This window comes from Exiguobacterium sp. KJ 601 (genome assembly GCF_027161185.1).
Classification (GTDB): domain Bacteria; phylum Bacillota; class Bacilli; order Exiguobacteriales; family Exiguobacteriaceae; genus Exiguobacterium; species Exiguobacterium profundum.
Map to the genome: position 1 here is coordinate 1,596,660 of NZ_JADHZG010000001.1, position 11,416 is coordinate 1,608,075.

An 11,416-nucleotide genomic window follows, 5' to 3' on the forward strand; every position below is an offset into this window, starting at 1 on the left:
TTATACCTCTTTCTTAAATGCGGCGATATAGAAGCCGTCGGTCCCGAATGTCGTCGGTAATAAATTTAGTTCAGCACGGTCCGATTCCATCATCGGACGAACAGATTGTGGGAGACGACCTTTGAGCGTTTCGTCCCACATCAACCCTTTCGACAGAATATAGTCAGCCTGCGTCTCATTTTCAGACGGGTCGATTGTACATGTCGAGTAAACTAGCGTACCACCTGGTTTGAGCAGTGGCAATACGGCATCAATGATTTGTCTTTGTATCTTTGGTAAGTTTTCGAGTTGAGCTTTGTCCTTCGTCCATTTAATATCCGGCTTTCGACGAATGACGCCAAGGCCCGAACAAGGGACATCTAAAAGAATCCGGTCAAAGCTTTCTTCTTCAAACCGTTCACCTGCTAAACGAGCATCAAGGGCAAGTGCGGTCACTCCATTGATGTGTAGACGTTTGGCTTGTTGATCAATCAATTTTGCTTTATGTGGATGAAGGTCAAGCGCGGTGAGCGATCCACCTTGCATTCGCTCTGCCGTATGCATCGCCTTGCCGCCTGGCGCGGCACATGCGTCTAGGATGACATCGTCTTTCGACACGTTGAGTGCATCCGCGACAATCATGGAGCTCTCATCTTGAATCGATAGAAGACCTTCCTCGATAAACGGGGTCGCATGGACATTGCCAGACTCTACGACAAGTCCATCAGCAGATAGTTCAGAACGTGACGTCATGACGCCAGCGTCAGCCAACCGGTTCATCATCTCATCCACTGAAATACGCTTTCGGTTGACCCGAATCGTAACAGGAGCAGGTTCATTGTTTAATCGGCAAATCGCTTCTGCCGTTTCCACACCATATAACTCAATCCAATCTGATACGAGCCATTCCGGATGACTGTGCTCGATGGCGATTCGTTCTGCATCGGTCAAGCCACTAAAGTCCGGAAACCCTTCCCGAAGCACATTTCGTAACACCCCGTTTACGAATTTGCTCGTTCCGAGGTGATGACCTCGTTTCTTCGCGATTTCGACCGCCTCGTGTAGGACGGCCCGGTCGGGTACTTTATCAAGATAGAAGAGTTGATAAACGCTCATCCGAAGAAGCGGGAGGACAAACTTGTCTAGCTTCTTCGGCGAACGGATCCGGTCTTTCAAAATATAATCGAGCGTCCCTTTGCGACTGAGCGTCCCATATACGAGTTCGGTATAGAGACCGACATCTTTTGGGGCAACTTTTTTTTGTTTCAATGTATCATTGACGGCAATCGTCGAATACGCGCCGCCCTGTTCAATTTTCATCAGCGTATCAAGCGCTGCTTCACGTACGTTCATGAGTTCCTCCTAATCGGTCGCCAATCCGTAGCTTTTGTCCGGCGCCACGCATGAAGGTTGCACCATCCATCCGTTTCTTACCTGCGGGTTGCAAATCGGTCACTTTGATTGCGACGTCGTTCCCTGTCGCCACGACAAATCCGTCTTCTTCCAGACGAATGACTTCTCCCGACTGTCCCGTTCCTGTCGTTTTTTCTCCCATGAACAATTTCACTCGTTCGCCTTCAAGCGTTGAATAGGCCGTCGGGAATGGATTCATTCCTCGAATATGGTTGTAGATGGACTCGCCATGCTTCGTCCAATCAATCTGTTCACGCTCACGGCTGATGTTCGGAGCAAACGTCACGTCTCGCTCGTCTTGAGGCACCGCCTCAATCCACCCTTCTAAGAAGGCCGGAAGCGTACGGATGAGAAGATCGCTTCCTGCTACAGCCAGTTTATCAAATAAAGACCCGACTGTATCCGTCTCTTCGATAGGTACGATGGTATTGGCAATCATGTCCCCTGCATCTAACTTGTCGACCATGTACATGATCGTCACACCTGTCTCCGACTCCCCATCAAGAATGGCTTGATGGATCGGGGCACCTCCGCGATATTTCGGAAGGAGGGAGGCATGTACGTTGATGGCTCCGTGAGGCGGGGCTTCTAGTAAGGCGGTCGGCACGATTTGTCCGTACGCCGCCGTCACAATCAAATCAGGCTTCAGCTCTAAAATTTCTGCATAGTCTGTGCGCACTTTTTCAGGCTGCAACACGGGAATACCGTGACGAAGCGCACACTCTTTTACTGGAGTCGGCTTAAGTTCACGTTTTCGCCCGACCGGTTTATCCGGTTGCGATACGACACCTACGACATTGTATCCTTCTTCAAGCAGTCGCTCAAGTACCGATACGGCGAACGTCGGCGTCCCCATGAAGACGATGCGTTTGTCTTTTCCAGGGTTCGGGACGGCGAGCTTGTCTGTGAACAAGACGCCATCCAAATGATCCATCTCATGTTGAATCGCACGAGCGAAAAAGCCGCTCGCTTGAATCGTATGTGTCCGCCCTTTCAAATCTTGATTCTTGACGACGATCGACTCGTGTCGTTCCACGAATCCGAATTCGCCTGGGATGCTCAAACATCCCTCTAGTCCAACTTCTCGACCGGATGTTTCAATGATTTCCGGGTTGATCAAGACGAGCGGTCCCGTCTCATCATCGGTATGGACGACCGCGAGCCGCTGGTTCAAATTGACTTGCGGTGCCGCGACACCAACTCCGTCATACTCATACATCGTATCAAACAATCGGTCGACAGTCTGACGCAATTTTTTATCAAACTTTGTCACCGGTTCGCACGTTACGCGCAAAATGTCATTAGGTACTTCTACTACTTTATACATGTCTCTCCACCTCACATGAATACGTATGGGTTCACATCGATACTCATTTGATATTCTTTCTTGCTGATTGCTTTGGCTCTCGCTTGCTGTAATCGTGCCAGCTCCACATAGAGTGCTTCGGGTTGTTTTGTTTTAATGAATACTTGATAACGATAGGCGTTCTTCAACTTCGATAACGGCGCCGGCATCGGTCCATTCAGGCGGCTGTTCTCCACGTGCGCTTGTAAAAAGTCTGATGCGAACAATTCTGCCTCTGCCTTGGCGACAAGGGGATTTTCCGCCGAAAACGTGACGAGCGTCAAAAACCAGTAAGGCGGATGGTTCCCGACTTGTCTGAGTCCCATCTCTTTGGCAAAAAATGTCTCATAATCATGTTCACTCGCAGTCTCGATCACATAATGGTCCGGGTTATACGTTTGGACGAACGCCTCACCCGGAAGTTTTCCGCGCCCGGCTCTTCCTGCCACTTGGGTGACGAGTTGGAAGGTGCGTTCGGTCGCCCGAAAGTCAGGCATCCCGAGTGTCGCATCCGCCGCGAGTACCCCGACGAGGGTGACGTTTGGGAAATCGAGCCCCTTGGCAATCATCTGCGTGCCAAGTAAGATGTCGGCCTCCCCTTCTTCGAAACGACGCAACAACTGCTCATGTGAACCTTTTCGAGACGTCGTATCCTGGTCCATTCGGATGATGCGCGCTTCTGGAATCCGGTTCAACAGTTCCGTCTCGATTTTTTGTGTGCCCGACCCGAACTGTTTGATTTTCTTACTATTGCAGGATGGACACGTCGACGGCATACTGACCTCATAACCGCAGTAGTGACACTTCAACCGATCTCCATATTGATGATATGTCAAATTGACGGCACAATGCGGACATGTCATGCCTTCCCCGCAGTCCCGGCACATGACGAACGTCGTGAATCCACGACGGTTCAATAAAATGACGCACTGCTCTTTTTTCTCGATCCGGTCGAGAATCCCTTGGAACAATTCTTCCGAGAACATCGTCGTATTGCCTTTCGCCAATTCACGTCGCATATCGATAATGTGGACCGGTGGCATCTCTCCACCGTACCGTTCTTTCAAATGCAAATAGTGATAGACGCCTTTTTGTGCCCGAGCATACGATTCAAGTGAAGGGGTCGCACTGCCCAACACGACGGGACACCCATGATAGCGGGACCGCCAGATGGCAACATCGCGCGCATGATAACGAGGATTTTCCTCTTGCTTGTACGTCGTCTCGTGCTCTTCATCTAAGATGATGAGACCGAGTCGGTCGAGCGGGGCAAAGATTGCAGAACGGGCACCAACGACGACGTCGACTTCATTTCGTTTAATCTTACGCCACTCGTCGTACTTCTCACCTTTAGACAGAGCGCTATGCAACACGGCGACCCGATCGCCGAAACGACGTTTGAAGCGTTTGACCATCATCGGAGTCAAACTGATTTCGGGAACGAGTAAGATGGCTTGTTTCCCTTCATCGATGACTTGTCCGATTGATTCTAAATAGACTTCGGTCTTCCCGCTTCCCGTCACACCGTGGACGAGTAACGTCTCACCCGCGTCAGCCTCATGAATGGCCCGAACCGCGTTGGCTTGACTGTCGTTCAATTGAACCGATTCCTCGACTTGCTCGATTGTCGCGTACGGGTCACGATTCAACTCGACCTCGGTCAATCGAACCGCTCCGAGTTCCGCAAGTTTCTGCAGTTGTGGGCGAGTCAGCCCAATTTGGCGAAGTGCCGACCAATACATGCGTGGGGTCTCCTCAAGTTGGCGGACCGCTTCTAGTTGTTTTTTCGCACGTTTCGAGACGACTGTCGCATCGAGGAGTTCGACGACGACGTCTGTCTTAACGGTCTTCTTTTCTTTTAAGACGGGTGCTAAGGTCAGCTCCCCTTTTTTAGCGAGTCCGAGAATGACTGACTGAACTTCTTTCGGATACTCCGATAAATGCGTTCCGAGACGGACCCCATCAGGGACTTGTCCTTCTTTGATTTCTTTGTCATAACTGACCTTGAGCGCGGCCGGAAGCATCGCAAGCAGGGCGGATGAACGAAAGCAAAGTGTCGTCTCTTTCACATGGATGGATAAAGCGAGCAGTTCGTCAGTGAGTGAAGATTCCTCATCTAACAGCGCTTCTAACGGTTTCAATCCTTCCCTCGTCCCATCTGACGTACCAACAACGATTCCGAGGAGACGTCGTGAGCCGAATGGGACGGAGACGCGCATGCCCGGTTCAATCAAAGCTTCAAATTGTTCAGGTACTTCATAATCAAACGGACGGTCAATCGTGATCACCGGTGCATCGACATGTACATGTGCAATCATTGGACCGCTTCCTTAAAATGTGTGAGCAACTCGAACGCCAACGCTTTCTTCGATTGTTTCGGAAGTCTAAGTGACGTCCCGTCAGCTTGGAACAAGACGACTTCATTGTCGTCCGCCCCGAATCCGACGTCACTGCCAGACACATCGTTCGCCACAAGGTAATCGACGTTTTTTCGCTTCAGCTTAGCTGCCGCGTGCTCCTCGAGTCGTTCCGTCTCAGCAGCAAATCCGACCAACACTTGATGGGTCTTCTTCTCACCGAGTGATTTTAAAATGTCTGTCGTTTCTTCAAGTTCAATCGTAAGTGGACCGTGGACTTTTTTATGTTTTTCCGAATGAATCGTTTTTGGACGATAATCCGCAACTGCCGCTGATTTCACGACGAGGTCTGAATCCTCAAAACGGCTTGTCACTTCGCGCAGCATCTCCTCACTTGACTTGACGGGAACCGCTGTCACGCCTTCCGGGACAGGAACTTGGAGCGGCCCGTGGACGAGCGTGACACGGGCACCCATGTCCCGAGCCACCTCAGCGAGTGCGACGCCCATTTTCCCTGACGAATCATTGGATAAGTAACGGACGGGGTCGATGCGTTCGACTGTCGGGCCAGCCGTGATCAAGACATCTTTTCCAAGATATAGTTTCGGGACGAATTGGCTCTCGATGATGCGAACTAAGTCTTCCGGTTCAGGCAGACGTCCCCCGCCAATCCATCCGCAAGCCAAGTTGCCGACACCGGGTTCAATCAACTGATAGCCGTATGATTTTAACGTCTCGATGTTCCGCTGAGTGGCAGGATGTTCGAGCATGTTCACATTCATCGCCGGTGAGATGATGACCGGGCATTTCGCAGCCAAAACGGACGTCGTAATGAAGTCATCCGCAATCCCGTTCGCCAATTTTGCGATCGTATTTGCCGTCGCCGGGGCCACGACAATCAAATCGCTCGAGTCGACGACATCGATATGAGCAATCTTTGTCGGGTCATGCTCTTCGAAAACGTCCGTATAGACCGGGTTGCGACTGAGCGCCTGGAAGGTCGTCTGACCTACGAATTGTTCCGCCGATTTCGTCATCGCGACGCGAACATTCGCTCCGGCTTGAACCAATTTCGATGTGAGCGCACACGCCTTGTAGGCGGCGATGCCACCACTCACACATAATAAAATAGTACGATCCTTCACCATTCCCAAACTCCCCCTTATAGACAATGAGACCCAAGTCGCAAACGACTTGGGTCACACTTCATCCGTTGTTTTTTTCGTTCACGATGATTGTCGTATCACCCGAAAATAGTTCTTCTAACGCTTGACCGACCGGCTTATATGATTTTGGCTCGGCGACTTTCGGTGCTTTTCCATCTTGAATCTGACGCGCCCGTTTTGCAGCGACCGTAACGATCGTGTATTTTGACGGGATAGTACGTTGTAAGGCATCAATCGAAGGGTATAACATTAAATGACCTCCATCATGGCTTTTTTATAGAGTGATGCAACACGTTCACGTTTACAATGCTCGGCTGTCACGATCGCTTTAATTCGATCGATGGCTTTGTCGACCTCGTCGTTCGTGACGACATAATCGTAGGCGTCCATCAACTCGATTTCTTCACGCGCGACGAGCAGGCGTTGCTTAATGACTTCTTCTGACTCCGTGCCTCGTCCGATGAGACGATTGCGAAGTTCTTGAAGACTTGGTGGTGCCAAGAATAAAAAGACGGCTTCTGGGAGAAGTTCCTTCACTTGGAACGCCCCTTGCACCTCAATTTCAAGAATGACATCTTGGCCGCTTTCGAGCGTTTCACGCACCCACTCTACAGGCGTCCCGTAATAGTTACCGACAAATTCGGCATGTTCAAGCAGTTCTTTTTGTTCGATCATCCGTTCGAACTCTTCTCTCGATTTGAAGAAGTAATGCACTCCTTCAACTTCCCCTTCACGTGGTTTTCGGGTCGTCGCCGACACCGAATATTGAAGGTTGTTGTCCTCTTCCTCGCGAAGAGCACGGCAAACGGTCCCTTTTCCGACACCGCTCGGTCCAGACAAAACGATTAATAATCCTCGTTCTTTAAAATTCACTGCAAGCCCTCCATCTTCTAACATCACATTTAATTATAATAGCAGTCAATCAATTGTCCCGGCAAGAAGAAGTTCGGATTTCCTACTCCATCGTACCATATTTTCTGTTTTTCTGATAACGTAGAGACAGAAAATGAACAAAGGTGATGAGATCATTGGCTTATGATGGATTAATGACATATCGTGTCGTACAAGAATTACAATCGCTCGTCGGAGGGCGAATCAACAAGGTACATCAACCGTATTCGCTCGATTTGATGCTTCAAATTCGCTCGAATCGTCAGAACGCGCAACTCTTGATATCAGCAAACGCAATGTATGCCCGTCTTCAGTTGACGGATACACCGATTAAAAACCCACAAGAACCGCCGATGTTTTGCATGATGCTCCGCAAACATGTGGAAGGTGGATTCATCACGGCGGTCGAACAAATCGGAAGGGACCGTGTCATCGTCATATCGGTCCGCTCTCGTAACGAGCTCGGCGATGAAGAATCGAAGAAAGTATACATCGAATTGATGGGGCGCCACTCGAACGTCGTCTTGACGACGGAAGAAGGCAAAATATTAGATGCAATCAAGCATCTACCTCCTTCTCAAAACACGTATCGGACCATCATGCCGGGTAGTGACTATCTCCTTCCTCCGGAACAACATAAGTTCGATCCATTGACCGAGATGACAGAAGGATTGAAACGAATCGATTGGAACGCCGGCAAGCTCGATAAACAGATAGTCTCCACGTTCGCCGGTGTCAGTCCGCAAATCGCACAGGAAGTGGTTCATCTCGCAAAAACGCCGAATCGAGATTCCTTACAGCAAGCATTTGAGAACGTCCTTCGTCAACTCGATGGTCCCTACGTTTTCCAACAACTTGCGAATGGTAAAGAACGATTCGCTCCGATTGCATTGACAGCCGGGGACATCGAAACCGAGGAAACGTATGAATCGAGTAAAGAAGTGCTCGACCGTTTCTACTATGAAAAAGCGAACCGTGACCGTGTGAGACAACAAGCGCACGATGTCGAACGTCTCCTTAAATCAGAACTCGAAAAGAATCAATTAAAACGGCGTCGTCTCTTAGACGACATGAAGGCGACGGAGCGGGCGGATGAGTTACAAAAATACGGCGAGCTGTTGACGACGTATCTATTCCAACTCGAGAAAGGGATGCGTGTCGCCGAAGTCGTCGATTATTATGACGAGAACGGTGCAATCCTCTCCATTCCGCTCGACCCACTCAAAACACCGAATGAGAATGCGCAGCAATACTATAAGAAATACAACAAACTAAAAGTAGCCAAAGTCGAAGTGAAGAAACAGATGGAGTTGAACGATGCAGAAATCGAATATTTAGAGACGCTCATCGCCCAACTCGACGTCGCTTCCCCGTCCGACCTTCTTGAGATTCGCGAGGAACTTGCAGAAGAAGGCTACATCCGTCAAAAACGTCAAAAGAAAAAAGCGAATCCGAAAATTTCGCTTGAAGCGTACACGTCCTCGACCGGAACAGAATTCTTTGTCGGGAAGAACAATACGCAAAACGACCATCTGACGTTCAAGTTCGCACGACGTGATGAGATTTGGCTTCATGTCAAAGATATTCCTGGGTCTCACGTGATTATCCGCTCGACGGAACCAGACGAGACGACATTACTAGAAGCCGCATCAGTCGCCGCCTACTTCTCGAAAGCACGCGCATCAAGTGGCGTGCCTGTCGATTACACACGCGCCCGTTTCGTGAAAAAACCGAGCGGTGCGAAACCGGGATTTGTCATCTATACAGATCAACAGACCGTCTACGTGACTCCGGATGAGCAATTGATGAAGTCATTGAAACAATCGTAAACATGAAGACCCGCCATCGTGATAGCGGGTCCAGACTATAGACAAAGTATAGGTGTTATGCCCCAATCCGGACACGGCTCGCTTTCCTAGGGGCAAGCAGGGAGCCGCATCGCGACTGCGTCACTGCTGGGTCTCCCTTTGCTTGCTATTCCCTCAGGAGTCTCGCCTGCCCGTTCTTGGTCACCTTTTGTCCATCGTCCCAAATAATGGTGTGAGAAGAACACACAGGGGACGGATCTGATGATCAACAAGTCGACACGATCCATCCTTCGCGGTCTGACGAACGGAACGGATGTTGAACGGCAGCCCGAGGCGGATGATCTCGGGGTCGATGACGGGCGGGCTCGGCGTCTACCTTCTCTTCCCCCTGATACATCGATTCGAAGTAAGTATCGAGCTTTTTCTTCGGCCGTCGAGGCCCTTAGAAGAAGACAAACGGCCGCCAGATGACGACCGTTTGCGTTGCTCGCCCGACGGCGCCCCGACTCCTACAGGAAAGCAATCCGACGGAGACCCAGCAGCGACCTAGGTCGCGATGCGGCTCCGGGATTGCCTGAGGAAAGCGTGGGCGCCGGAAGGACGAGTTCGAACATGCTATTTGTCAACAAGCTAGACCCGTCATCATCATGGCGGGTCTTCTACGTGTAGAGGGTTCACGTTTTCGGATCATGCTTGAACGCCTCGAGCTGTTCATGATAGTCGAGCAAATGCCCGTGTAAAATTTCTGAAACGGATAAATCTTCATGTGGAAGTTTGAAGAGCGAATAGGGCTTGTCACATGTATAAAGAATGTCGTGATGATGCGCTAGTAAATATAAAAATTCTGACTCAAATGCCTGACGCTCTTCCTCGCTCATCAAAAGGAAAGCTTCTCGATGCTCGGCGAGGCTCTCTAGCAACAAGACTAGCTTGTCTTCAAGGTGAATCAACAAACGGTATTGTTTGATCGTCATATATTTCAATTTGACGTTCGTCACTTTCATGTCCTCTTGGAGCATCATATGAAGCTCCTGATGGCCAAGGATGCGGGCTCGCGTTTCTAGCAGCTCTGCCGGGGAACCGACGAGCTCTCGCCAGTGATGGAACAAGTAAGAAGAAGTCTTACGTACCTCGTTCAATAACCGGTCCTCATAACGAGGAGGCATGAACGCGTAATTGACACCGAGTGAAACGAATACACCAACCGCCGTTAATAGAGAACGGGTCCACGCATAATGGAAGAAGTCCGATGTAGGACTTTCGAGCATCATGACGATGGCAAATGCCGCATACGTCGACATGTGGGTTTTATCGAACGTCGTGTTAAGCGTGAGCGAAACGATGACGGCTAATCCAATCGAGAGCGGATTGACACCGAACAAATAGACGATGAAGAGCCCGCACATAAGACCGACGACCGTTCCGAATATGCGACTGAATACGATTTTAGACGATCGCTTGACGGTCGGTTGCATCGCCACAACTGCTGCGATGGCTCCCATCCCTGAATAAATCCCGAAGATATACCACGAGATGGCGACGGTGATGGCGACGGCAATTCCAGTTTTTAACGTACGTAACCCGATTTTCGGGATGTATCGTTGTCCATTCATTTGAGTTCGACCTTTCCTGTCTCAGAAATCAGTTCCACCACCGGTCGATTCGATGTCGACAATTGATACACACCCGGTTCGACTTCTTCGTAACGGTCGCTACTCGAGACTTTTCCAGTCGTCGTCACGTTCACTTGTCCTGTCGCATGTTTCGGCGCGTAACTAAGCGTCCCAGCTTCCGTTTGGATGGTCATCGCTTGATTGACGACAACATCGCTGACGGTCGCATGACGATAAGAGCGAATGTCACCGTTCACAAGTCGTGCCGATTCGATGGTCGTATCGCTTTTCGATTCAATCCGTACACGATCACTATCAATCTGTTTCAAATTGACGGCATTCACATCCATAACAATCGTCTTCGCATTTAATCCTTGCCCTGTCACCTGCTCCGCTCCCAGATGAACCGATGTCATCGAGCTCGGCAAAGCGACTTTAATTTTGTAGCGCGACGGTTCATCGCTCGCTCGACTTCCGAAATAGCTGAACCATCCATATCGCTCGACGACGTAGATGGTATCCCCGACTGACTTGACTTTGATGCGGCGTTCTTTCGAATTAGTCTGCATCACTTCAATCTGTACCTTTTCATTTGGACTACGAACGAATTCCACATTCCCATGGTCTGTTTCGAGTCGCAATTTCTTCATTTGATATCGGTCTTCATACTGGTCTCCTAGCGCTAATAAATGGCTGAACACAAATAAATTCACTAAAAAGAGCGCTGGGATGATTATCAAGACGAGACCGAAGGCGACTTTACGATGTTTTGGAATTGCACGAAATCGTGCGTTCCATGTCTTCTCTTTGCTTCTTGAATACGCCATATGCCTCTCCTTTTCGA

General features: G+C 49.8%; 10 protein-coding genes. 2 read left to right on the forward strand and 8 right to left on the reverse strand.

Annotation, left to right across the window (positions count from 1 at the left end):
- From rsmB to gmk, 6 genes are read right to left on the reverse strand one after another with little or no spacing between them, the layout of a single operon-like run.
- Positions 1-1,332: a 16S rRNA (cytosine(967)-C(5))-methyltransferase RsmB gene (gene rsmB / locus IRJ25_RS08220; RefSeq protein ID WP_215244053.1), complete on the reverse strand. Its 1,332-nt coding sequence runs from the start codon at positions 1,330-1,332 to the stop codon at positions 1-3.
- The gene (fmt, locus tag IRJ25_RS08225; protein WP_159562071.1) at positions 1,319-2,719 is read right to left on the reverse strand and encodes a methionyl-tRNA formyltransferase; all 1,401 of its coding nucleotides are present in this window, start codon (positions 2,717-2,719) and stop codon (positions 1,319-1,321) included. Before fmt ends, rsmB begins: the two co-directional genes overlap by 14 nt.
- Positions 2,720-2,730: 11 nt before the next feature.
- Positions 2,731-5,055, reverse strand: coding sequence for a primosomal protein N' (priA, locus tag IRJ25_RS08230; RefSeq protein WP_269318077.1), 2,325 nt, complete (start codon positions 5,053-5,055; stop codon positions 2,731-2,733).
- Positions 5,052-6,242, reverse strand: coding sequence for a bifunctional phosphopantothenoylcysteine decarboxylase/phosphopantothenate--cysteine ligase CoaBC (coaBC, locus tag IRJ25_RS08235; protein WP_269318078.1), 1,191 nt, complete (start codon positions 6,240-6,242; stop codon positions 5,052-5,054). Before coaBC ends, priA begins: the two co-directional genes overlap by 4 nt.
- A gap of 58 nt (positions 6,243-6,300) precedes the next feature.
- Positions 6,301-6,510, reverse strand: coding sequence for a DNA-directed RNA polymerase subunit omega (gene rpoZ / locus IRJ25_RS08240; RefSeq protein WP_015881337.1), 210 nt, complete (start codon positions 6,508-6,510; stop codon positions 6,301-6,303).
- Positions 6,510-7,157 carry a guanylate kinase gene (gene gmk / locus IRJ25_RS08245; RefSeq protein ID WP_031421596.1) on the reverse strand — a complete coding sequence of 216 codons (648 nt, stop codon included), beginning with the start codon at positions 7,155-7,157 and terminating at the stop codon, positions 6,510-6,512. The genes rpoZ and gmk overlap by 1 nt, the downstream gene beginning before the upstream one ends.
- 131 nt (positions 7,158-7,288) lie before the next feature.
- Between gmk and IRJ25_RS08250 the strand changes: the two genes are divergently transcribed.
- Together IRJ25_RS08250 and IRJ25_RS08255 are read left to right on the forward strand one after the other, a co-directional pair.
- On the forward strand, positions 7,289-8,980 hold the full coding sequence (locus IRJ25_RS08250; protein WP_264092390.1) for an Rqc2 family fibronectin-binding protein: 1,692 nt from the start codon (positions 7,289-7,291) through the stop codon (positions 8,978-8,980).
- 240 nt (positions 8,981-9,220) lie between these two features.
- Positions 9,221-9,430, forward strand: a complete 210-nt coding sequence (locus IRJ25_RS08255) for a hypothetical protein (RefSeq protein WP_264092389.1) — start codon at positions 9,221-9,223, stop codon at positions 9,428-9,430.
- Positions 9,431-9,633: 203 nt separating this feature from the next.
- On the opposite strand, the gene IRJ25_RS08260 is transcribed toward IRJ25_RS08255, so the two are convergent.
- Together IRJ25_RS08260 and IRJ25_RS08265 are read right to left on the reverse strand one after the other, a co-directional pair.
- Positions 9,634-10,572 carry an FUSC family protein gene (locus IRJ25_RS08260; protein ID WP_196430519.1) on the reverse strand — a complete coding sequence of 313 codons (939 nt, stop codon included), beginning with the start codon at positions 10,570-10,572 and terminating at the stop codon, positions 9,634-9,636.
- The gene (locus IRJ25_RS08265) at positions 10,569-11,399 is read right to left on the reverse strand and encodes a hypothetical protein (RefSeq protein WP_269318079.1); all 831 of its coding nucleotides are present in this window, start codon (positions 11,397-11,399) and stop codon (positions 10,569-10,571) included. The genes IRJ25_RS08260 and IRJ25_RS08265 overlap by 4 nt, the downstream gene beginning before the upstream one ends.
- Between the last annotated feature and the right edge of the window lie 17 nt (positions 11,400-11,416).

Bases quoted from the DNA above. Each gene is read 5' to 3' on its own strand.
- rsmB (WP_215244053.1), bottom strand. From the start codon at position 1,332: ATGAACGTACGTGAAGCAGCGCTTGATACGCTGATGAAAATTGAACAG.
- fmt (WP_159562071.1), bottom strand. From the start codon at position 2,719: ATGTATAAAGTAGTAGAAGTACCTAATGACATTTTGCGCGTAACGTGC.
- priA (WP_269318077.1), bottom strand. From the start codon at position 5,055: ATGATTGCACATGTACATGTCGATGCACCGGTGATCACGATTGACCGT.
- coaBC (WP_269318078.1), bottom strand. From the start codon at position 6,242: ATGGTGAAGGATCGTACTATTTTATTATGTGTGAGTGGTGGCATCGCC.
- rpoZ (WP_015881337.1), bottom strand. From the start codon at position 6,510: ATGTTATACCCTTCGATTGATGCCTTACAACGTACTATCCCGTCAAAA.
- gmk (WP_031421596.1), bottom strand. From the start codon at position 7,157: ATGTTAGAAGATGGAGGGCTTGCAGTGAATTTTAAAGAACGAGGATTA.
- IRJ25_RS08255 (WP_264092389.1), top strand. From the start codon at position 9,221: ATGATCAACAAGTCGACACGATCCATCCTTCGCGGTCTGACGAACGGA.
- IRJ25_RS08260 (WP_196430519.1), bottom strand. From the start codon at position 10,572: ATGAATGGACAACGATACATCCCGAAAATCGGGTTACGTACGTTAAAA.
- IRJ25_RS08265 (WP_269318079.1), bottom strand. From the start codon at position 11,399: ATGGCGTATTCAAGAAGCAAAGAGAAGACATGGAACGCACGATTTCGT.